This window comes from Mesorhizobium sp. XAP4 (assembly GCF_029269325.1).
GTDB classification, from domain to species: Bacteria; Pseudomonadota; Alphaproteobacteria; order Rhizobiales; family Rhizobiaceae; genus Mesorhizobium; species Mesorhizobium ciceri.
Window position 1 is genome coordinate 825,494 of sequence record NZ_JARIXW010000002.1, and the last position, 20,127, is coordinate 845,620.

Below are 20,127 nucleotides of genomic sequence, written 5' to 3' on the forward strand. Positions count from 1 at the left end.
CATGCACAAGACCTGACGTAGGGAAACTATTCGGCAGCAGCAAGGCGGGCCGAGCGCACGCCTTGCGCTAGGCCGCTGACCAGCGTGGCGACGGCCTCGGCCGGATCGGCGGTCTTCTCGCCCTTCGGCCCCAGCACATTGGCCACCGCATTGACGATCGCGGTGCCGACGACGACGCCGTCGGCATTGGCGCCGATCACCCGGGCCTGCTCGGCGGTCTTGACGCCGAAGCCGACGCAGACCGGCAGGTCGGTGTGGCCCTTGATGCGCTTGACCGCCGCCGCCACCTTGCCGGTGTCGGCCAGTGCCGAGCCGGTGATGCCGGTCATCGACACGTAATAGACGAAGCCCGACGTGTTCTGCAGCACCTTGGGCAGGCGTTTGTCGTCGGTCGTCGGCGTCGCCAGCCGGATGAAGTTGATGCCGGCTTTCAATGCCGGAATGCACAGTTCCTCGTCCATCTCCGGGGGCAGGTCGACGACGATCAGCCCGTCGATGCCGCTGGCGATCGCGTCCTTGAGGAAGCGGTCGACGCCATAGATGTAGATCGGATTGTAGTAGCCCATCAGCACGATCGGCGTTTCATTGTCGCCGGCGCGGAAGTCGGCCGCCATCTTCAGCGTCTTGGCCAGCGTCTGACCGCCTTTCAGCGCCCGCAAGCCCGCCGCCTGGATCGCCGGGCCGTCGGCCATCGGATCGGAGAACGGCATGCCGAGCTCGATGATATCGGAACCTGCGCCCGGCAACGCCTTCATGATCGACAAAGAGGTGTCGTAGTCGGGGTCGCCGCCCATGAAATAGGTGACGAGCGCCGGGCGGCCTTCGTTCCTGAGCTTCGCCATGCGGCGGTCGATGCGGGTGGCCATGATCAGATCTCCATGCCCAGCATGCTGGCCACCGTGTGCACGTCCTTGTCGCCACGGCCGGACAGGTTGACGATGACGATCTGATCCTTGTTCATGGCAGGCACGATCTTCACCGCATGCGCGATGGCATGCGCCGATTCCAGCGCCGGGATGATGCCTTCGACGCGCGTCGTCAGCTTGAAAGCCTCCAGCGCCTCGTCATCGAGGATCGGCACGTATTCGACCCGGCCTGAATCGCGCAGCCAGGAATGCTCCGGCCCGACGCCGGGATAGTCGAGGCCGGCCGAGATCGAATGGCCGTCCATGATCTGGCCGTCGGAATTCTGCAGGAGATAGGTGCGGTTGCCATGCAGCACGCCCGGCGCGCCGGCATTCATCGAGGCGCAATGCTCGATGCCGTCGAGACCGCGACCGCCGGCTTCGATGCCGATGATGCGGACCTCCTTGTCGTCGAGGAAGGGATGGAACAGGCCGATGGCGTTCGAACCACCGCCGACAGCGGCGATGATGGTGTCGGGCAGCCGGCCTTCCTGCTCGAGGATCTGTGCCCGCGCCTCGATGCCGATCACCGACTGGAAGTCGCGCACCAGCTCCGGATAGGGATGCGGGCCGGCGGCGGTGCCGATCAGGTAATAAGTGTCCTCGACATTGGTGACCCAGTCGCGCAACGCCTCGTTCATGGCGTCCTTCAGCGTGCCGTGGCCGGCGGTCACCGGGCGCACTTCGGCGCCGAGCAGCTTCATGCGGAAGACGTTCGGGCTTTGCCGGGCAACGTCTGTGGCGCCCATGTAGACGACGCAGGGAAAGCCGAAGCGGGCCGCAACCGTGGCCGAGGCCACGCCGTGCTGGCCGGCGCCGGTCTCGGCGATGATGCGCTTCTTGCCCATGCGCTTGGCCAGCAGGATCTGGCCGAGGCAGTTGTTGATCTTGTGCGAACCGGTGTGGTTCAAATCCTCCCGCTTGAAGTAGACCTTCGCGCCGCCCGCGAGGCCCCTGGCCGAGGAAACCTCACGAAGATGCTTCGTGAGGCCTTCGGCGAAATAAAGCTTCGACGGCCGTCCGGCATAGTGGGTCGACAGGTCAGTCAGCTCAGCCCTGAAATCCGCATCGTTCTTGACCTCGTTCCAGTGCCGCTCCAGATCGAGGATCAGCGGCATCAGCGTTTCGGCAACGAAACGACCGCCGAAAATGCCGAACATGCCCTGTTCGTCGGGCCCGGTGCGGAAGGAATTGGGTGTCGCCGGCTTGTTCATCGCCGATCTCCTAGCATCTTGACTATGAGGCATGTCCTTGTCGGAAAACCGGTTCCCACTTTTCCGGGACATGCTCTGGTTTGAGGCACCACTAGGCTGCGCGGGTGTTCCGCGCGGCCCTGACGGCCCGGAAAAACTGTTCGATCAGCGCCGGATCCTTGACGCCCGGCGCGCTTTCCACGCCTGAAGAAATGTCGATCCCAGGCGGGTTGGCAAGCCGAAGGGCATCGCCGATATTGGCGGCGTTGAGCCCACCGGAAAGCATGTAATCGACGCCGCCGTCAAGGCCGGCGAGAATGCGCCAGTCGAAGGCAACACCATTGCCGCCCGGCAGTTCGGAGCCTTTCGGTGGCTTGGCGTCGAACAGGAACCGGTCGGCTATGCCGATGAATGGCTTCATTCGTTCGAGATCGGCGGCCTCGCTGAGCGGCAGCGCCTTCATCACCGGCAGGCCATAGCGGGCTTTGACCTCGGCGACGCGCTCGGGCGTTTCCGCGCCGTGCAGCTGCAGCATGTCGGGCTGCATTTTGGCAACGATTTCATCCAGGAAGGCGTCGCCGGCATCGACGGTGACGGCAACCGCCATCGCCTTGCCGCGCGCGCCCTCGCGCAGACGGCCAGCCTCGGCAGGTTCGACATAGCGCGGGCTTTTGGCGAAGAAGATAAACCCGACATGGCTGGCGCCGCCGGCCAGCGCCGCGGCCATTGCCGCGTCGGTCTTCAAGCCGCAGATCTTGATGTCGAGTGCCATGGCGCGGGAATTGGCATGAAAAGCGATAAGAGTCGAGAAAAAGCATGCTGTTTGCCGGCACGGCCAAAGGCGCTATCTATGGATGGACAGGACGCAAGGCGGGAGCACGATCATGGCCGACAGAACCGTAGCCGAACTCAGGCAGAAGATTGCGCAGGCGCGCGAGGTCATCGCGCACCTGATCGACAAGGCCGCCTTCAATGGCGCCGAGGCGCACCGCGCGCTCGACTATTTCGGCGGCGATGAGTTCGACGGCAATTTCCTGCCGTGGCCGCATCATGGCGATGAGGGGTTGCGGCCCGAAGACTTGAACGCCGCCAACGACGATTGAGCGATCTACTCGAACATGATCGCCTGCAGCGCACCGCCATTGCGCTTCAGCCAGTCCTTGCAGCGATCGGTGTCGGGGCAGAGCTTTTCGCACAGTTTCCAGAATTTCGGGCCGTGGTTCATCTCCTTGAGATGCGCCACTTCATGCGCGACGAGATAGTTGATGACCGGCGACGGCGCCATCATGATGCGCCAGGAAAAGGACAGATTGCCTTCGGAGGTGCATGACCCCCAGCGGCTTGACGTGTCCTTGAAGCGGATCGCCTTGGCGCGCTTGCCAAGCGCCTCGGTGTGCTTGGCCACCAGCTTCTCGATTTCCTTCTTGGCCTCGCGCTTGAGGAAATCGGCGAGGCGGCGCGGCAGATGTATGCGGTCGCCATGCACGATCAAGAGCGGACCACGTTCGTCGCGCGACACGGTGACGGTGCCGCGCTTTGACGGTTCATGGACGATGCGGTGCGGCACGCCGCGCACCGGGATCCTGATGCCGGGCCGCACCTGCGGCCGCGTCGGCACCTTGGCCAGTCGCTGCTCCAGCCAGTCCTGATGCCGCTCGAGGAACCTGTCTACTTCGCCGCGGCGCAGGCCTGGCGGCACGGTGATGCGCAGACCCTGGCCGCCTGAATCGATACGCAGCGTCATTCGGCGCGCCCTGGCGCTCTCGACGATCTTGAGCGGCAGCGTGCGACCGGCGACGCAATATTCGCGCTCCACGACAGGCGTGGGCTTGGGCTTTGTCAGATTGCGAAAGAAGCCGAGAGTCATGGCGGGACGATACGCGATTCGAGAAAAACGACTAGAACAAAAAAGAAACGGCGCCGCTCGCGCGACGCCGTTTTTTCACGATGTGACCAGTCGCCGGATCTCAGTCGTCAAGCAGGTTCGAACCCTTGCCACGCTTGGTGGTCGTCGTTCCGGTGCTCGGATCGGTCTTCGTCGGCGCCGTCGACTTGTTGCGGTTGGCCATGAAGCGGTCGAACTCGTCCTGATCCTTGGCGCGGCGCAATTCGCGGGCGTATTCGTCGAACTGGGTCAGCATCTCGTCGAGCTTGCGGCGCTCTTCGTTCAGCCGCTCAAGTTCCTTTTCGCGCCAGTCGTCGAAAGCGACGTTGCCGGTGCGGGCGGAACCATTGCCCCAGCGCGCGGCCTTGTCGGAACCGCGGCGGCAACCGGCGAAGATGCCGTCGGTCGCGCGGTTGACGTCACGCTTGAAGCCATCGAGGCGGTCGCCCCAGATGATGTAGGCGAGCATGGCGAAGCCGAGTGGCCAGAACACCATGAAACCCACAACCATCAACGCGATGGTTGCCGGCGTCCAGGCCGGACGGATCAATGCGGATGTGTTCATTTTCTCCCATTCCTTCGGTTGGAGACAGCCAAACCCGGCTGCGTGGAATCGAAATGGGAAGAGAAAAACGGCGATTCAAGACAATGTCCGCCAAATCCGGACAAGCATCTGAAATGTTTATCGCTTTTTGATCATATCGAGGAAAAGCACGACCAGCCCGGCAACCAGGCCCCAGAATGCGGCGCCAACGCCGAACAACGTCAGACCCGACGCGGTGACGACAAAGGTGACGGTGGCGGCCATGCGATCCGCCTCTTCCTTCAGCGCGATAGACAGCGCGTTGGCGAGGGAAGCCATCAGCGCCAGGCCCGCCACCAGCACGATCAGGCTCTGTGGCAGCACCGCGAAGATCGCCACCAGCGAAGCGCCGAAAATCGCAAAGATGAGATAGGCGAGCGCATAGAACGGCCCGGTCTTCCAGCGCTCGGCGGGGTCGGGGTGGACGTCCGGCCCGGTGCAGATCGCGGCCGAGATCGCCGCCAGATTTGTGGTCGAGCCGCCGAACGGCGCCGACAGCAGCGAAAACAGGCCGGTGACGCCGATCAGCGGGCCGGGCTCCGGATGGTAGCCGGCGGCGCGCAGCACGGCGAGGCCGGACAGGTTCTGCGAAGCCATGGTGACGAGATAGAGCGGCAGTGCCAGCCCGATCATCGCCTTGGCGGTGAAATCAGGCGCAATCAGCGTCAGCGTCGACAGTTCCGGTGTCGGCAGGCCGCCGACACGGCCGGTGAGGAAAGCGGCAAGGCCACCGCCGATCAGCACCGCCAGCACCGACAGCGCCGGGTTGAACAGCCGGATGACGAAGAAGGCTGCAATCAGCGGCAGGATCAGCCACGGGTCGATGGGAATGGTCTTCACCGCATTGAGCGCGAAGGTGACGACGATACCGGCCAGCATGCCCGAGGCGACGGAAGGCGGTATTCTCGAGATCAGCTTCGTCAGGGGCCGAAACAGCCCGGTGGCGATCAGAAGGACGCCGGTGACGATGAAGGCGGCGACGGCCTCACCCATCGAAAAGCCGCTCGATGCCGCGATCAGCGCCAGGCCCGGTGTCGACCAGGCGGTGATGACCGGCATTTTCGTGCGCCATGACAGCCACAGGCTCTCGATCGCCATGGCCAGGCAGATCGTCGTCACCCAGCTTGCCGTCTCGATCTGCGTCGCGCCGACTGCGTTGGCGGCGGCGATGACGATGGCCAGCGTGCCGCCGAAGCCGACGATCGCCGCGACGAAGGCGGATATCGGAATGGAAAGGCGCATCAGTTTCCCCTCTGCGCCATCGCATCGACGGCCCGCACCAGCATGTCGAGATCCTGCGGTCGCGACAGGCGATGGTCGCCGTCAGGGATCAGCGACAGGGTCACGTCGTCGGCGGGCAGCAGGCTGACCAGCTTCAGTGCATGGCTTGCCGGCACATCCGCATCGGCCAGGCCCTGCAGGATATGCACCGGGCAATGGGTGTCGATCGGGCCTGTCATTGTCAGGTTGTCGCGCCCGTCCTCGATCAGGGCGCGGGTGTAGATGTAGGGTTCCGTGGAATAGTCCGACGGCTCTTCGAAGAAACCTTTTTTGGCGAGATCGCGCTTCTGCGCCTTGGTCAGCACCGGTTCGATCAGTTCAGCGGTAAAATCCGGTGCCGGCGCCAGCAGCACCAGGCCGGCGACGTTGCTGTCATCAGCCTTGCGCAATTCCTGCACCATGCGCAGCGCGATCCAGGCGCCCATCGAGGAGCCGACCAGGATCTGTTTGCCCTTGGTGAAATGCCGGAACACGGCAAGGCTTTGTGCAAGCCATGTCGAAATCGTGCCGTCGGCAAAGGCGCCGCCGGATTCGCCATGGCCGGAATAATCGTGGCGCAGAAAGGCGCGGCCTTCTTTTGCCGCCCAGCCCGACAGCGTCTGCGCCTTCGCGCCCAGCATGTCCGACTTGTAGCCGCCGAACCAGACGATGCCGGGCGCAGAGCCAGCAGTATGGCGCACCGCGATGCGCGATCCGTCGACATCCATAAAGACGGGGGGCGTTGCGGTCATGGCTTTTTCCTCAGGCCCTCTTCTGGCGCGGGATTCTTGTGGCACGGTCGGTGGCGTGGCGAAAAGTGCTCACTATGTTCTTTGTTTGGTGCAGGGCAGCGATCAGGGTGATTTTCTGTCAATGCTGTGCTATTGACTCCGCCCGCGCGCTCACCACATTGGCGCGTCCATGCATCAACACTGACAAATCCTGAACGAAACGGCCAAGGAGACCACGACCATTCGCAGACCTTTCAAAGCAGCGGCGCCGACCAAGGATGGCCCGCGCTCCAACCGTGACATCCGGGTTCCCCGGGTCCAGCTTATCGACGCCGAAGGCCAGAACCGCGGCGATGTTTCCATCAACGACGCATTGCTGCTGGCCGAAGAGGCCGGGCTCGATCTCGTCGAGATATCGCCCAACGCGGTGCCCCCCGTCGTCAAGATCCTTGATCTCGGCAAGTTGAAATACGCCAACCAGAAGAAGGCGGCCGAGGCGCGCAAGAACCAGAAGGTCATCGAGATCAAGGAGATCAAGATGCGCCCGAACATCGACAGCCATGACTACGAGACCAAGATGAAGGCGGTTCGCCGCTTCTTCGAGGAAGGCGACAAGGTCAAGCTGACGCTGCGGTTCCGTGGCCGCGAGATGGCGCATATGGAACTCGGCATGCAGCTTCTGAACAAGGTCCGCGAGGAAGTGGCGACGATTGCCAAGGTCGAAGCGGAACCGAAGCTCGAAGGCCGCCAGATGATGATGGTGCTGTCGCCGCGCTAAGATCTGCATCGGCGCGTATCTAGGATCACGATGACGTCAGGCTTGGCCATCGCGCTTAAATCCGCCTGAATCACATCGCAAGGCGTCCCGGCGATCGGCGGGACGCCTTCTTCTTGTTCAGACGCTGCGATCGCCGGCAAAATTCCTGACGATCGGATTCACTATGGTCGATGAAGTCAAGGTTTCGGACGTGGACTTCAAACACGGGCTGGGCAATTACCAGCATATGCGCCGGATAGTGCTTGCCGTTCTCGTGGTCGTGCTGTTTGCAGCATTGCTATTTGGCCAATCGACGTTTCCGCCCGACACAGCCGTGCACGAGACGATCGAAATGTTCGGCGTGCTGCTGATTTTCCTCGGCATCGTGGGCCGCCTTTGGGCGACACTCTACATAGGCGGGCGCAAATCGTCCGAGGTGGTGACTGGCGGGCCTTACTCGATCACTCGCAACCCGCTCTATGTGTTCTCGACCGTAGCCGCAGCCGGTGTCGGCGCGCAGATCGGTTCGTTCTCCGGTATCATCCTCTTCGGGCTTTTGTGCGCGGGGGCGTTCCATATCGTCATCCTGCGCGAGGAGAAGTTCCTCAAGGAAGCGCTCGGCGCGCCGTATCAGGCCTATCTGGCGCGGGTGCCGCGCTTCTTCCCAAAACTGTCGCTCTACCAGGAGGGCGATACCGGAAACTTCAAGCCGCGCCTGCTGTTGACCACGCTGCTCGACGGCCTGGTGTTTCTGATCGCGCTGCCGGCCTTCGAATTGATCGACGGCGCCCAGCTGTCAGGCATGTTGCCGGTCTGGTTCACGCTGCCCTGACGAGGACACAGCGCCGCATCTCCACAGGTGTTGCGCGCGGGCCGTCTTTGACGTATAGCACCGCCGTTCAAGAAAACCGCCCGGCAGGGCATGCCGTGGCGGTTTCATTTGCTTTTCGGGCTTTGGTCGGCCTGAAGCGAACAAGAAGCGCGATAGTGCGCCAACAATACGGAGTAGCAAAATGCCCAAGATGAAGACCAAATCGGCCGCCAAGAAGCGGTTCAAGATCACAGGTACGGGTAAAGTCCTGTCGGCTGCGGCCGGCAAGCGTCACGGCATGATCAAGCGTTCCAACAAGTTCATTCGAAATGCCCGCGGCACGATGGTTCTGGCTGAACCGGATGGCAAGAAGGTCATCAAGAATTTTCTGCCGAACGGCCTCTAAGGCATTCGGTCCGGACACGCATTTGTTTTACGCAATTCCGAACGGAAAACCGCAAGGCACTTTTCCTGGAATTGCTTTTAAGGAGATCATGACATGGCACGCGTAAAAAGAGGCGTCACTTCGCACGCCAAGCACAAGAAGGTCCTGAAAGCCGCGAAAGGCTTCTACGGCCGCCGCAAGAACACCATCCGCATCGCCAAGCAGGCGGTGGAAAAGTCGCTGCAATACGCTTACCGCGACCGCAAGAACCGCAAGCGCTCCTTCCGCGCGCTGTGGATCCAGCGTATCAACGCCGCGACCCACGAGCATGGCCTGACCTATGGCCGCTTCATCGACGGCCTCAACAAGTCGGGCATCGAGATCGATCGCAAGATCCTGTCGGACATGGCCATCCACGAGCCGCAGGCTTTCGCGGCCCTGGTCGCCAAGGCCAAGGTGGCGCTCGAATATCTGAAGAACACCACGCCGAACGCTTTTGAAAGCGCTGTCGCCTAAGACCAGCGCTTCCCAAGCATTCGCAATTCTGATTTGGGGAACCCGCGCTGGCACGGCTGGCGCGGGTTTTTCTTTTGCCTGATCCTTGGAGTGATTTCACTTTAGGAGTGACTTTCACTTTGAGGCCGACCTCCCAACGCAGCGAGTTTGACCGTGAACGACGCAACCACTGGCCTGGATACGCTTGAAAACTCACTTCTGGCCGAGATCGCCTCGGCCGCCGATGAGCCGGCCATCGAGGCCGTGCGCATCGCTGCTTTCGGTAAGAAGGGCAGCGTGTCCGAGATGCTGAAGACACTTGGCGCCATGACCGCCGAGGAGCGCCAGATCAAAGGCCCAGCCATCAACGGCCTCAAGAACCGCGTCACCGACGCGCTGACTGCCCGCAAGGCTGAGCTCAAGGATGTGGCGATCACCGCCCGCCTCGCCGCCGAAAAGGTCGACGTGACGCTGCCGGTGCGGCAGTCGCCGGCCGAGCGCGGCCGTATCCATCCGATCAGCCAGGTCATCGACGAGATTGCTGCGATCTTCGGCGACCTCGGGTTTTCCATCGCGGAAGGTCCCGACATCGAGACCGACTATTACAATTTCACCGCGCTGAATTTCCCCGAAGGCCATCCGGCGCGCGAGATGCACGACACCTTCTTCTTCCAGCCGGACGAGAAGGGCGAGCGCAAGCTTTTGCGCACGCACACTTCGCCGGTGCAGATCCGCACCATGGAAACGAAGAAGCCGCCGATCCGCATCGTCATACCTGGCAAGACGTACCGGCAGGATTCGGACGCCACCCACTCGCCGATGTTCCATCAGGTCGAGGGGCTGGTGATCGACAAGACCGCCAACGTTGCCAACATGAAATGGGTGCTGGAGGAGTTCTGCAAGGCCTTCTTCGAGGTGCCGCAGGTCAAGATGCGCTTCCGGCCGTCCTTCTTCCCGTTCACCGAGCCAAGCCTCGAGGTTGACATCCAGTGCGATCGCTCGCGGCCCGGCGAAGTGCGCTTCGGCGAAGGCTCCGATTGGATGGAGATCCTCGGCTGTGGCATGGTGCATCCCAACGTGCTGCGCCATGGCGGTCTCGATCCGGACGAATATCAGGGTTTTGCCTGGGGCATGGGCATCGACCGCATCGCCATGCTGAAATACGGCATGCCGGACCTGCGCGCCTTCTTCGATGCAGACGTGCGCTGGCTGTCGCATTACGGCTTCCGGCCGCTCGACATGCCGACTTTGTTCGGAGGCCTGAGCGCATGACAGCGCCCTATGCCGGCGGCTGCCGCTGCGGCGCCGTGCGGTTCGAGGCCTCTGCCGAACCGCATCACGTCAGCTACTGCCATTGCGGCGATTGCCGGCGGGCCAGCGGCGCGCCGGTGTCGGCCTTTGTCGGCTTCCTGGTCGATCAGGTCGCGTTCACCGGCAAGGCGCTGAAGATGTATGAGAACGGCCCGGTGACGCGCTCTTTCTGCGGCACCTGCGGCTCACCCATCGCCTATGTCGACGAGCAGCTGGAAGAAGACATCTACTTCATGCTCGGCGCCATGGACATGCCGGCCGATTTCCAGCCGACGCTGCATGCCTATATCGGCGAGCAGCTTGCCTTCCTGCATATGTCCGACGACCTGCCGAGACATCTGAAATCAAGCGTCAAAAGACCAGACGGAACAGTCCCATGAAATTCACCCTCTCCTGGCTCAAGGACCACCTCGAGACCGACGCCACGCTCGACGAGATCGTCGAGCGGCTGACTTCGATCGGTCTCGAAGTCGAGCATGTCGACGACAAGTCGAGCCTGAAACCATTCGTCATCGCCAGGGTGCTGACGGCGGTTCAGCATCCCGATGCCGACCGGCTGCGCGTGCTGACCGTCGACACCGGCGACGGCAAGCCTCCGGTGCAGGTCGTTTGCGGCGCGCCAAACGCTCGCGCGGGCCTGATCGGCGCCTTTGCCGCGCCCGGCACCTATGTGCCCGGCATCGACGTAACGCTGACGGTCGGCAAGATCAGGGGCGTCGAAAGCCACGGGATGATGTGTTCCGAGCGCGAGCTGGAGCTGTCCGACGAACACAATGGCATCATCGACCTGCCTGAGGATGCGCCGGTCGGCACCAGCTTCGCCGCCTATGCGCACATCGACGATCCGGTCATCGAGATCAACTTGACGCCGAACCGGCCGGATGCCACCAGCGTCTACGGCATCGCCAGGGATCTGGCGGCGAGCGGGCTTGGCCGCCTCGTCGGCGGCGCCATCATGCCGCATGTCGGCAATGGCATGTGTCCGGTCAAGGTGACGATCGAAGCGCCGGAGCTTTGCCCCGGCTTCGCGCTCAACTTGGTCAAGGGCGTCAAGAATGGACCCTCGCCAAAATGGCTGCAGCAGCGGCTGATCGCCATTGGGCTGAGACCCATCAGCGCACTGGTCGACATCACCAACTACGTCACCTTCGACCGCGGCCGCCCGCTGCATGTGTTCGACGCCAGCAAGGTTGCCGGCAATCTCGTCGTGCGCCGCGCGCGCGATGGCGAAAAGGTGCAGGCGCTCGACGGCCGCGAATACACGCTGACGCCGGAAATGTGCGTCATCGCAGATGACAACGGCGTCGAGTCGATCGCCGGCATTATGGGCGGCGAGCATTCGGGCTGCGACGAGAACACCTCAGATGTGCTGATCGAATCCGCCCTTTGGGATACGATCACCACGGCGCGCACCGGCCGCACGCTCGGCATCATCACCGATGCGCGCTACCGCTTCGAGCGCGGCGTCGACCCCGAATTCATGGTTCCGGGCGTCGAACTGGCAACGAAACTGGTGCTCGATTTCTGCGGCGGCACGCCGACCGAAATGGAGGTCGTCGGTTATGCCGGTCACACGCCGAAGATCGTTTCCTTCCCGCTTTCGGAAGTGAAGCGGCTGACCGGCATCGAGGTTCCCAGCGCGGAAAGCCTCGACATCCTGTCGCGCCTCGGCTTCAAGCCGGAGGGCTCGGGCGATGTCGTCGATGTCGCCGTGCCGTCCTGGCGCCCCGACGTCGATGGCAAGGCAGACCTGGTCGAGGAGGTCATGCGCATCCACGGTGTCGACAACATCGCGCCGCAGCCGCTCGGTGCGCATGACGCGGTCAATGCAAAGATCCTCACCACGCTGCAGGTCCGTACCCGCACGGCCAAGCGCGCGCTTGCCGTGCGCGGCATGATGGAAGCCGTTACCTGGTCGTTCATTCCGGCCAAGCACGCCGAGCTGTTCGGCGGCGGCCAGACCGCGCTGAAGCTCGCCAACCCGATCGCCGCCGACATGTCCGACATGCGGCCCTCACTGCTGCCGGGGCTGATCGCGGCTGCCCAGCGCAATGCCGACAAGGGTATTGGCGACGTGGCGCTGTTCGAAGTGTCGGGCACCTATGAGGGCGACGGCGCCGACCAGCAGCGGCGCGTCGCCGCCGGCGTGCGCCGCGGCACCGCCAAGCTCGACGGTTCCGGCCGCAACTGGGCCGGCAATTCCGGCCCGGTCGGCGTGTTCGACGCCAAGGCCGATGCGATCGCCGCACTTGAAGCCTGCGGTGCGCCTGTCGACCGGCTGCAGATCGAGGCCGGCGGCCCGGCCTGGTATCATCCCGGCCGTTCCGGCACGATCAAGCTCGGCCCGAAAACCGTACTCGGCACTTTCGGTGAATTCCATCCGAAGACGCTGGAGGGCCTCGATGTTTCCGGCCCGCTGTGCGGCTTCGAGGTCTTCGTCGATGCCGTGCCTGAACCGAAGGCCAAGCCGACGAAAACCAAGCCGAAACTGGAACTGTCGCCCTTCCAGGCGGTCAAGCGCGATTTCGCTTTCGTCGTCGACAAGTCGGTCGAGGCCGGCACGCTGGTGCGCGCAGCGCTCGCCGCCGACAAGAAGCTCATCACCGCCGTCTCGGTCTTCGATATTTTCGAAGGCGCTTCGCTGGGCGAGGGCAAAAAATCGATCGCCATCGAAGTGTCGATCCAGCCGGTCGAAAAGACGCTCACCGACGAGGATTTCGAGGCGTTGGCCAAGCGCATCATCGAGAATGTCGGCAAGCAGACCGGGGGCGTTCTGCGGGGCTAAAAAACTTGCGAGCAGATGGCGAATCGCCCTCCAAAGGGCGATGGACCATCTGCGGTATTCCGGCCTTCCCCTTGAAGAACAGCGCGCGGCGTTTCTCGCCATCGTGTCTGCCGACCCGCTGTTATGCGACGCGGTGGCGCGGGCTCGCACGCTCGACCTGCCGGACTGGCTGGCGGTATCCGGCGCTCTCTACAACAGCATCTGGAACCACCTGACCGGCAAACCGTCGGGCTACGGCATCAAGGATGTTGATCTTTTCTACTTCGATGACAGCGACCTGTCCTATGAGGCCGAGGACGCGGTGATCCGCCGGGCGGAGAAGCATTTCGAGGGGCTGGCGTTGCCGGTCGAGGTGCGCAACCAGGCGCGGGTGCATCTGTGGTATCCGCAGAAGTTCGGACGGCCGTGCCCGCGCTATTCGAGCGCCAGCGAATCCGTCAGCCATTTTGCCTCGAAGACGCACGCCGTCGGGGTTCGATACGACGCTGACGGGCAGCTCGAGATCGTGGCACCGTTTGGTCTTGACGACATTTTCTCGTTTCGCATCACGCCGAACCGGGTGATGGACAATCAGCGCACGCATGAGGCGAAGGGTAAGCGTGCAAGGGAGAACTGGCCGGAGATTAGTGTCGAGCCTTGGTAAAAATGTCGGCAGGGCAGAGGGGGGCGCTTCACGTCAGCGTCCCCACCTTCTGCACCGCGCTGCGTACGAAAAAGGGGCGCGCGGCGCCCCTTCCGATTACTCACCAGTTTTCAACCATTGACCAGCGTCAGCTCCTTCTCCGCATAGCGCCTACCGACCACCTTGTCGGGCGACAGCGCGTCACCAATCGCCTGCACCTCGACCGCGCTCAGCGCGATCCCGGCAGCCGCCGCATTCTGCTCCAGATGGCGTATCCTTCTTGCGCCGGGGATCGGCACGATGAAATCGCCCTGGTGCAGCACCCAGGCCAGCGCCAGTTGGGCCGAAGTTACCCCCTTTTCAGCTGCCAGCTTTTCCAGCGTCGCGATGACAGCGGCGTTGGCTTCCATCGCCTCGGCCTGGAAGCGCGGCAAGGTCCGGCGCCAGTCGTCGTCGCTCAGCGCCTCGGGCTTGGCGATCGTGCCGGTCAGCAGGCCACGGCCGAGCGGGCTGTAGGGAACAAAACCGATGCCGAGTTCGCGGCAGACGGCGAACACCTCGTCTTCCGGGTCGCGGCTCCACAGCGAATATTCGCTCTGCACGGCAGCAATTGGATGCACGGCATGGGCCCGGCGGATGGTCGCCGCACTCGCCTCCGACAGGCCGAGCGCGCGCACCTTGCCCTCGCGCACCAGCTCGGCCATGGCACCGACCGTGTCTTCGATCGGCACGTTGGGGTCGACACGGTGCTGGTAGTAGAGGTCGATCACATCCGTGCCGAGCCGCTTCAGCGACGCCTCGGCGACCGCCTTGACGTGCTTGGGGCGGCTGTCGACGCCGGCCATGCGGTCGAGGCCTGTACCTTCCTCCAAAATCCTGAAGCCGAATTTTGTCGCGATCGTCACCTTGTCACGCGCGGACTTCAGCGCCTTGCCGAGCAGGATCTCGTTCTCGAACGGGCCATAGACCTCCGCCGTGTCGAAGAAATTGACGCCGATATCGATGGCGCGGTGCAGCGTGGCGATTGCGTCGGCTTCCGCCTGGCCGCCATAGGCGAAGCTCATGCCCATGCAGCCGAGGCCGACGGGATAGACGTTCAATTCAGTTCCTAGCTTGCGGGTTTGCATAACGCGTCTCCTTGTTGCGATGCGGGAGAAATAGCGCCTTGCCTTGTGTTCGATAATCGGCTCTCATTTGCACGGGCTGTTCTAAAAGATAGATCAATGAATCGCGCGCATCTTTCCCAACTGGCCGTGCTGGCAACCGTTGCCCAATGCGGCAGCTTTCGCGGCGCGGCCAGGGAATTGGCCATCGCGCCTTCGGCGGTCAGCCATGCGGTGTCCAGCCTAGAGGCGCGGCTTGGCGTTCGGCTGCTGGCGCGCAGCACACGCAGCGTCGCGCCGACCGAAGAAGGTGCGCAGTTGCTGGAACGGCTGCGGCCGGCGCTGTCGGAGATCGATCTGGCGCTGGAGACGGCAATCGAGACACGCGACCGGCCGGCCGGCAATCTGCGCCTGACCGTGCCGCGCACCGCAGCCCATTTGGCGCTGACGCCACGGTTGGGCGCCTTTGCGTCGGCCTATCCCGATATCGTGCTGGAGATCGTCATCGAGGACCGTTTCACCGACGTGGTGGAAGGGGGCTTCGATGCTGGCGTCAGGCTAGGCGAGAGCCTGCAGCGCGACATGATCGCGGTGCGCATCGGGCCGGACCTTCGCGGCGCGGTGGTCGGCGCCCCGGTCTATTTCGAGGTCAACCCCAAGCCGCGTCACCCGCGCGACCTGGCTGACCACCGCTGCATCCGCTTCCGCTTCTCCAGCGGCATCCTCTACCGCTGGGAGTTCGAGAAAGGCCGCGAGGCGATCGAGATGGCGGTGGAGGGACCGCTGATCCTCGACGAGGACCACTTGATCGCCCAGGCGGCGGTCGACGGCGCTGGGCTCGCCTTCGTCTTTGAGGATTATGTCCGCGCGCCGCTCGCCGACGGCAGGCTGATCCGTGTGCTGGAGGACTGGTGCCCCTCCTTCGACGGCTTCTTCGTCTATTATCCGAGCCGCCGGCAAATGCGCCCGGCGCTCCGGGCGTTTGTCGATTTCTTCAAGGTGAGTGGATAGAGCGGGCTCGCCCCTCCCCTTGTGGCCCTCCGGAGGGAGAGGAAGGGCACCGGCTGTGATAAGCTCGCGCCTTTCGTCTCCCTCCGGAGGGCCCTGATGGGAGTCCGAAGGACGGGCGAGATCGGCGGCTCGCCCCGATAGGTCGGCTGAGGGACGGGGTGGGTAGCGCCCTACGAGACCCCCACCCCGCCTCGCAAAAGCCGCTTCGCGGCATTTGCTGCGCGCCCCTCCCCACAAGGGGGAGGGTGAAGCGCGCTGGAAGAAAGCCGAACCAACATTCGTTCACTCCCCATGCAAACATCGATCACCAACAGCGCCACCCGCTATGGCTGGGGCGCGATCCTTCTCCACTGGCTGATTGCGCTCATTTTCATCGGCCAGTTCGGGCTCGGCTTCGTCATGGTGCGGCTGACCAGCCAGCGCACCGCCTTCGAGCTGATCCAACTGCACAAATCTTTCGGCTTCCTGCTGCTCGGGCTTGTGTTGCTGCGCATCGCCTGGCGTCTTGGCAATGCAACGCCGGCGCTGCCGCGCTCGGTCGGAACCCTGGAGCGTCGGGCAGCACCGTTGGCCCATCTTGCGCTCTACGCGTTTCAGCTTGCCTTGCCCTTGTCCGGCTGGGCGCTGGTGTCGGTCTCGATGCTGGAGATCCCCAGCCTGCCATTCAACCTGTTCGTCATGCCGAACCTGCCGCTGGCCGAATCGGATGGTGCCGAGAGCTTCTGGGCGGCGGCACATTGGTATCTCGCCTATGCCGGCATGACGCTTGTGGCTCTCCACGTCGCGGCGGCGCTGCGGCATCATTTCCAGCTCAGGGATGGCGTGCTCACGCGCATGGTCACGCCTTCGTCAGATTCGGAATAGAGCGAGCGGTTCATTCGTTCATGGAGTGAGGGCGCAAGAAATGCGCTGCCTCCAACAAGGAACATCCCCATGTACACGCGCATCCTCGGATTTGCGGCGGTCGCCGCTTGCCTTGCCATGCCTGTTTCTGCGGCCGTCGCGCTGGGTGACGCCGCCGGCAGCTATTCGATCAGCCCGGCCAGTTCCAGCATCCGCTTCTCCATCGGCAAGGTCGGCGGCGGCGGCCTCAATGGCACCTTCGCCCGCTTCAAGGGCTCGATCCGCATCGACAACAGCGATGTCGGGCGCTCAGCTGTCAATTTCACCATTTTTCCCGAAAGCGTCGGCACCGGCCAGGGCCGTATCGATGCCTTCCTGCGCTCCGACGCGGTGTTTGATGCCGCCAACAGCCCGGAAATCCAGTTCCGCTCTACCAGCGTGACCCGAACCAGCGACACCACGGCTCTGGTCAGCGGCCGGCTGACGGCGCGCGGCAAGACGTTCCCGGAAAAATTCACGGCCGAGCTCGGCGGTCTCAAGGCCGGCATGATCAAATTCCATGTCACCGGCAAGGTGCTGAGGTCGCGCTACGGCATGGATGTCGGCACGCCGATCTATTCCAACATCGTCGACTTCGACATGACGCTGACCGGCAAAAGGGGCTGACCTCGTCATTGGCTTTTCCGGCGATTTCGGGCAAACCTCGTCGCCTGTAATCGTGATGGAGAAACCTGATGTTCCGATGGGGTGTGTTGTCGACGGCCAAGATCGGCCGCGAGCATTTGTTGCCGGCGATGGTCGAGGCGGAGAATGGCGTGCTGTCGGCGATCGCCAGCCGCGACCTGTCGAAGGCCAAGGCGCTGGCCGACCGCTTCGGTGCACGCCATGCCTTCGGCTCCTATGAGGAACTGCTCGCCTCGAAAGAAGTAGACGGCGTCTACATCCCGCTGCCGACCTCGCAGCATGTCGAGTGGTCGGCCAAGGCCATCGAAGCCGGCAAGCATGTGCTGGTCGAAAAGCCGCTGGCGCTCGACGCCAAGGACATCCTGCCGCTGATCAAGCTGCGCGACCAGAAAAAGGTGCTGGTCTGCGAAGCCTTCATGGTCATCTACCACCCGCAATGGATCAAGGTGCGCGAGCTCATCGCCAGCGGCGCCATCGGCCGGCTGCGCCATGTGCAGGGCGCGTTCTCCTACTACAACGTCGACCCCAGCAACATGCGCAACCAGCTCGACCTCGGCGGCGGCGCGCTGCCCGACATCGGCGTTTACCCGACCGTGTCGACGCGCTTTTCCACCGGCAAGGAGCCGCTGCGCGTGCAGGCGACGATCGAGCGCGACAAGACATTCGGCACCGACATCTACTCCTCGATCCGTGCCGATTTCGGTGACTTCGAGCTGTCGTTCTATCTGTCGACGCAGATGGCGGCGCGCCAGGTGATGGTGTTCCACGGCGAGAAGGGTTTCATCGAGTTGTTCTCGCCTTTCAATGCCGGGCTCTACGACCACCACCGCGTCGAACTGCACAACCAGAACCACACCGAGGCGCAGGTTTTCCGCTTTCCCGGCACGCAGCAGTACCGGCTGGAGGTCGAGACCTTCGCGCGCGCGGCACAGGGCGGCAAGGAGCGCGTCTTCACGCTGGAGGAATCGGTGCTCAACCAGAAAGTCATCGACGCCATCTTCCGCGCCGGCGGCAAAGAAGGCTGGGAGACCGTCTGAATTCCTCGCATTGAAATAGCCGGCTAATTCTGGGAGGAAAAATGGCTGACGATGCGGACGTGATCATTGTCGGCGCCGGCCTTGCAGGGCTGGTTGCCGCCGCCGAGCTCGCCGAGGCCGGCAAGAAAACCATCATCGTCGACCAGGAGCCGGAGCAGTCGCTCGGCGGCCAGGCATTCTGGTCGTTCGGCGGCCTTTTCCTCGTCGATTCGCCCGAGCAGCGGCGCATGCGCATCCGCGATTCGCATGACCTGGCGCTGGAAGACTGGCTGGGCACCGCGGCTTTCGATCGGCCCGAGGATTTCTGGCCGCGCAAATGGGCGCAAGCCTATGTCGGCTTTGCCGCCGGCGAAAAACGCTCCTGGCTGATACAGCGCGGCCTGAAATTCTTTCCCGTGGTCGGTTGGGCCGAGCGAGGCGGCGGCAATGCCATCGGCCACGGCAATTCGGTACCGCGCTTCCACATCACCTGGGGCACGGGCCCCGGCGTTCTCGAACCTTTCGTACAGCGCGTGCGCGAGGCGCAGAAGCGCGGACTGATCAGTTTCAAATTCCGCCATCGGGTCGATGAATTGACCCGCACGGGTGCGACTGTCGACGGGGTGCGCGGCGACATCCTGCAACCGAGCACCGCCGAGCGCGGCCACAAGAGTTCGCGCGAAATATCAGGAGATTTCGAGCTTCGCGCGCAAGCCGTGATCGTCGCTTCCGGCGGCATCGGCGCCAACCATCAGCTTGTACGGGAAAACTGGCCGCAGCGGCTGGGCGCGGCGCCCAAGCGCATGATCACCGGCGTGCCCGACCATGTCGACGGCCGCATGCTGGCGATCACGGAACAGGCCGGCGGTTCGATCATCAACCGCGACCGCATGTGGCACTATGTCGAGGGCATCAAGAACTGGGCGCCGATCTGGACCGACCATGCGATACGCATCCTGCCCGGCCCATCATCGCTGTGGCTCGATGCGCGCGGCAAGCGCCTGCCGGTGCCGCTCTATCCCGGCTTCGACACTCTGGGCACGCTCTCCCACATCATGAGCACCGGCTTCGACTATTCCTGGTTCATCCTGACCAAGAAGATCATCCAGAAGGAGTTCGCGCTGTCGGGCTCCGAGCAGAACCCCGATCTGACCGGCAAGAGCTGGCGCCAGGTGCTCGGCCGCGCCACATCGGGCATTCCGGGCCCCGTCAAGGCGTTCATGGAAAAGGGCGAAGACTTCATCGTCGAGGCCGATTTGCCGGCGCTGGTCGCGCGCATGAACGCGCTGGCCGGCGGCGAGGCGCTGCTTGGGGTGGCTCAAGTCGAGCGCGAGATCCGCGCCCGCGATAGGCAGCTCGACAACCCGTTCTCCAAGGATATGCAGATCACCGCTCTGCGCGGCGCGCGCGCCTATCTCGGCGACCGGCTGATCCGCACGGCCAAGCCGCACAAGATGCTCGATCCGGCAAATGGCCCGCTGATCGCGGTGCGGCTTAACATCCTGACCCGCAAGACGCTGGGCGGCCTGCAGACCGATCTCGACAGCCGCGTGCTGGGGGCAGATGGGCAGCCGGTCGCCGGGCTCTATGCCGTCGGCGAAGCCGCCGGTTTCGGCGGCGGCGGCGTGCATGGCTATGCGGCGCTCGAAGGCACCTTCCTCGGCGGCTGCATCTTTTCCGGCCGCAGCGCCGGCCGGGCAGCGGCTGCCTCGGTGGCGTGAAGGGGCGCCACTTGGTCCTCAGAGTT

At 63.5% G+C, this 20,127-nt stretch carries 22 protein-coding genes; 14 read left to right on the forward strand and 8 right to left on the reverse strand.

From position 1 onward, the window contains the following. Nucleotides 1–26: 26 nt before the first annotated feature. From trpA to P3C39_RS12970, 3 genes are all read right to left on the reverse strand, one after another. Nucleotides 27–866: a tryptophan synthase subunit alpha gene (trpA, locus tag P3C39_RS12960; RefSeq protein WP_013528320.1), complete on the reverse strand. Its 840-nt coding sequence runs from the start codon at nt 864–866 to the stop codon at nt 27–29. 2 nt (nt 867–868) lie between these two features. Further along, nucleotides 869–2,119, reverse strand: a complete 1,251-nt coding sequence (gene trpB, locus P3C39_RS12965) for a tryptophan synthase subunit beta (RefSeq protein ID WP_275953215.1) — start codon at nt 2,117–2,119, stop codon at nt 869–871. Between the two features lie 91 nt (nt 2,120–2,210). Next, the gene (locus tag P3C39_RS12970) at nt 2,211–2,870 is read right to left on the reverse strand and encodes a phosphoribosylanthranilate isomerase (protein WP_275953214.1); all 660 of its coding nucleotides are present in this window, start codon (nt 2,868–2,870) and stop codon (nt 2,211–2,213) included. Between the two features lie 112 nt (nt 2,871–2,982). Here P3C39_RS12970 and P3C39_RS12975 point away from each other — a divergent pair, with 112 nt between their 5' ends. Next, complete coding sequence (locus P3C39_RS12975; RefSeq protein ID WP_013528317.1) at nt 2,983–3,201, forward strand: hypothetical protein; 219 nt, start codon at nt 2,983–2,985, stop codon at nt 3,199–3,201. Nucleotides 3,202–3,206: 5 nt separating this feature from the next. Here the strand turns inward: P3C39_RS12975 and P3C39_RS12980 are convergent, their stop codons facing one another. From P3C39_RS12980 to P3C39_RS12995, 4 genes are all read right to left on the reverse strand, one after another. Beyond that, the gene (locus P3C39_RS12980) at nt 3,207–3,965 is read right to left on the reverse strand and encodes a M48 family metallopeptidase (protein WP_013528316.1); all 759 of its coding nucleotides are present in this window, start codon (nt 3,963–3,965) and stop codon (nt 3,207–3,209) included. Nucleotides 3,966–4,065: 100 nt separating this feature from the next. After that, a complete protein-coding gene (locus tag P3C39_RS12985; RefSeq protein ID WP_063169787.1) occupies nt 4,066–4,548 on the reverse strand; it encodes a DUF2852 domain-containing protein in 483 nt (160 codons plus the stop codon). Between the two features lie 117 nt (nt 4,549–4,665). Continuing rightward, nucleotides 4,666–5,808 carry a benzoate/H(+) symporter BenE family transporter gene (locus P3C39_RS12990; RefSeq protein WP_275953213.1) on the reverse strand — a complete coding sequence of 381 codons (1,143 nt, stop codon included), beginning with the start codon at nt 5,806–5,808 and terminating at the stop codon, nt 4,666–4,668. Then, nucleotides 5,808–6,578 (reverse strand): alpha/beta hydrolase, encoded by a 771-nt coding sequence (locus P3C39_RS12995; protein WP_275953212.1) that lies wholly within the window; start codon nt 6,576–6,578, stop codon nt 5,808–5,810. The genes P3C39_RS12990 and P3C39_RS12995 overlap by 1 nt, the downstream gene beginning before the upstream one ends. Before the next feature lie 220 nt (nt 6,579–6,798). Between P3C39_RS12995 and infC the strand changes: the two genes are divergently transcribed. From infC to P3C39_RS13035, 8 genes are all read left to right on the forward strand, one after another. Beyond that, complete coding sequence (gene infC, locus P3C39_RS13000; protein ID WP_013528312.1) at nt 6,799–7,335, forward strand: translation initiation factor IF-3; 537 nt, start codon at nt 6,799–6,801, stop codon at nt 7,333–7,335. Nucleotides 7,336–7,498: 163 nt separating this feature from the next. Next, entirely contained in the window at nt 7,499–8,146 is a 648-nt protein-coding gene (locus P3C39_RS13005; RefSeq protein ID WP_013528311.1) for an isoprenylcysteine carboxylmethyltransferase family protein, read from the forward strand. A gap of 181 nt (nt 8,147–8,327) precedes the next feature. After that, complete coding sequence (rpmI, locus tag P3C39_RS13010) at nt 8,328–8,531, forward strand: 50S ribosomal protein L35 (protein WP_006201248.1); 204 nt, start codon at nt 8,328–8,330, stop codon at nt 8,529–8,531. 93 nt (nt 8,532–8,624) lie between these two features. Then, a complete protein-coding gene (rplT, locus tag P3C39_RS13015; RefSeq protein WP_013528310.1) occupies nt 8,625–9,026 on the forward strand; it encodes a 50S ribosomal protein L20 in 402 nt (133 codons plus the stop codon). Between the two features lie 153 nt (nt 9,027–9,179). Further along, nucleotides 9,180–10,277, forward strand: a complete 1,098-nt coding sequence (gene pheS, locus P3C39_RS13020) for a phenylalanine--tRNA ligase subunit alpha (protein WP_013528309.1) — start codon at nt 9,180–9,182, stop codon at nt 10,275–10,277. Then, nucleotides 10,274–10,696, forward strand: coding sequence for a GFA family protein (locus P3C39_RS13025; RefSeq protein WP_275953210.1), 423 nt, complete (start codon nt 10,274–10,276; stop codon nt 10,694–10,696). The genes pheS and P3C39_RS13025 overlap by 4 nt, the downstream gene beginning before the upstream one ends. After that, on the forward strand, nt 10,693–13,101 hold the full coding sequence (pheT, locus tag P3C39_RS13030; RefSeq protein ID WP_275953209.1) for a phenylalanine--tRNA ligase subunit beta: 2,409 nt from the start codon (nt 10,693–10,695) through the stop codon (nt 13,099–13,101). Before P3C39_RS13025 ends, pheT begins: the two co-directional genes overlap by 4 nt. A 40-nt stretch (nt 13,102–13,141) precedes the next feature. Next, nucleotides 13,142–13,744, forward strand: coding sequence for a nucleotidyltransferase family protein (locus tag P3C39_RS13035; RefSeq protein ID WP_275953208.1), 603 nt, complete (start codon nt 13,142–13,144; stop codon nt 13,742–13,744). Between the two features lie 110 nt (nt 13,745–13,854). On the opposite strand, the gene P3C39_RS13040 is transcribed toward P3C39_RS13035, so the two are convergent. Next, nucleotides 13,855–14,850: an aldo/keto reductase gene (locus P3C39_RS13040; RefSeq protein WP_275953207.1), complete on the reverse strand. Its 996-nt coding sequence runs from the start codon at nt 14,848–14,850 to the stop codon at nt 13,855–13,857. A gap of 96 nt (nt 14,851–14,946) precedes the next feature. Between P3C39_RS13040 and P3C39_RS13045 the strand changes: the two genes are divergently transcribed. The 5 genes from P3C39_RS13045 to P3C39_RS13065 all read left to right on the forward strand — a co-directional run bounded on the left by P3C39_RS13045 (nt 14,947) and on the right by P3C39_RS13065 (nt 20,101). Next, complete coding sequence (locus P3C39_RS13045) at nt 14,947–15,837, forward strand: LysR family transcriptional regulator (protein WP_224675075.1); 891 nt, start codon at nt 14,947–14,949, stop codon at nt 15,835–15,837. Nucleotides 15,838–16,128: 291 nt separating this feature from the next. Beyond that, a complete protein-coding gene (locus P3C39_RS13050; RefSeq protein WP_013528303.1) occupies nt 16,129–16,701 on the forward strand; it encodes a cytochrome b in 573 nt (190 codons plus the stop codon). 69 nt (nt 16,702–16,770) lie between these two features. Further along, entirely contained in the window at nt 16,771–17,346 is a 576-nt protein-coding gene (locus P3C39_RS13055) for a YceI family protein (RefSeq protein WP_013528302.1), read from the forward strand. A gap of 68 nt (nt 17,347–17,414) precedes the next feature. After that, nucleotides 17,415–18,401: a Gfo/Idh/MocA family oxidoreductase gene (locus tag P3C39_RS13060; protein ID WP_063169794.1), complete on the forward strand. Its 987-nt coding sequence runs from the start codon at nt 17,415–17,417 to the stop codon at nt 18,399–18,401. A gap of 41 nt (nt 18,402–18,442) precedes the next feature. Next, nucleotides 18,443–20,101 carry an FAD-binding dehydrogenase gene (locus P3C39_RS13065; protein ID WP_275953206.1) on the forward strand — a complete coding sequence of 553 codons (1,659 nt, stop codon included), beginning with the start codon at nt 18,443–18,445 and terminating at the stop codon, nt 20,099–20,101. Nucleotides 20,102–20,127: the final 26 nt, after the last annotated feature.

Excerpts from the sequence above, each read along its gene's own strand:
- P3C39_RS12995 (WP_275953212.1), bottom strand. The coding sequence starts at position 6,578 with ATGACCGCAACGCCCCCCGTCTTTATGGATGTCGACGGATCGCGCATC.
- rplT (WP_013528310.1), top strand. The coding sequence starts at position 8,625 with ATGGCACGCGTAAAAAGAGGCGTCACTTCGCACGCCAAGCACAAGAAG.
- P3C39_RS12985 (WP_063169787.1), bottom strand. The coding sequence starts at position 4,548 with ATGAACACATCCGCATTGATCCGTCCGGCCTGGACGCCGGCAACCATC.
- rpmI (WP_006201248.1), top strand. The coding sequence starts at position 8,328 with ATGCCCAAGATGAAGACCAAATCGGCCGCCAAGAAGCGGTTCAAGATC.
- P3C39_RS13050 (WP_013528303.1), top strand. The coding sequence starts at position 16,129 with ATGCAAACATCGATCACCAACAGCGCCACCCGCTATGGCTGGGGCGCG.
- trpB (WP_275953215.1), bottom strand. The coding sequence starts at position 2,119 with ATGAACAAGCCGGCGACACCCAATTCCTTCCGCACCGGGCCCGACGAA.
- P3C39_RS13065 (WP_275953206.1), top strand. The coding sequence starts at position 18,443 with ATGGCTGACGATGCGGACGTGATCATTGTCGGCGCCGGCCTTGCAGGG.
- P3C39_RS12975 (WP_013528317.1), top strand. The coding sequence starts at position 2,983 with ATGGCCGACAGAACCGTAGCCGAACTCAGGCAGAAGATTGCGCAGGCG.
- P3C39_RS13005 (WP_013528311.1), top strand. The coding sequence starts at position 7,499 with ATGGTCGATGAAGTCAAGGTTTCGGACGTGGACTTCAAACACGGGCTG.
- P3C39_RS12970 (WP_275953214.1), bottom strand. The coding sequence starts at position 2,870 with ATGGCACTCGACATCAAGATCTGCGGCTTGAAGACCGACGCGGCAATG.
- P3C39_RS13040 (WP_275953207.1), bottom strand. The coding sequence starts at position 14,850 with ATGCAAACCCGCAAGCTAGGAACTGAATTGAACGTCTATCCCGTCGGC.
- P3C39_RS13035 (WP_275953208.1), top strand. The coding sequence starts at position 13,142 with ATGGACCATCTGCGGTATTCCGGCCTTCCCCTTGAAGAACAGCGCGCG.
- P3C39_RS13025 (WP_275953210.1), top strand. The coding sequence starts at position 10,274 with ATGACAGCGCCCTATGCCGGCGGCTGCCGCTGCGGCGCCGTGCGGTTC.
- P3C39_RS12980 (WP_013528316.1), bottom strand. The coding sequence starts at position 3,965 with ATGACTCTCGGCTTCTTTCGCAATCTGACAAAGCCCAAGCCCACGCCT.
- P3C39_RS12990 (WP_275953213.1), bottom strand. The coding sequence starts at position 5,808 with ATGCGCCTTTCCATTCCGATATCCGCCTTCGTCGCGGCGATCGTCGGC.
- P3C39_RS13045 (WP_224675075.1), top strand. The coding sequence starts at position 14,947 with ATGAATCGCGCGCATCTTTCCCAACTGGCCGTGCTGGCAACCGTTGCC.
- pheT (WP_275953209.1), top strand. The coding sequence starts at position 10,693 with ATGAAATTCACCCTCTCCTGGCTCAAGGACCACCTCGAGACCGACGCC.
- P3C39_RS13055 (WP_013528302.1), top strand. The coding sequence starts at position 16,771 with ATGTACACGCGCATCCTCGGATTTGCGGCGGTCGCCGCTTGCCTTGCC.
- trpA (WP_013528320.1), bottom strand. The coding sequence starts at position 866 with ATGGCCACCCGCATCGACCGCCGCATGGCGAAGCTCAGGAACGAAGGC.
- P3C39_RS13060 (WP_063169794.1), top strand. The coding sequence starts at position 17,415 with ATGTTCCGATGGGGTGTGTTGTCGACGGCCAAGATCGGCCGCGAGCAT.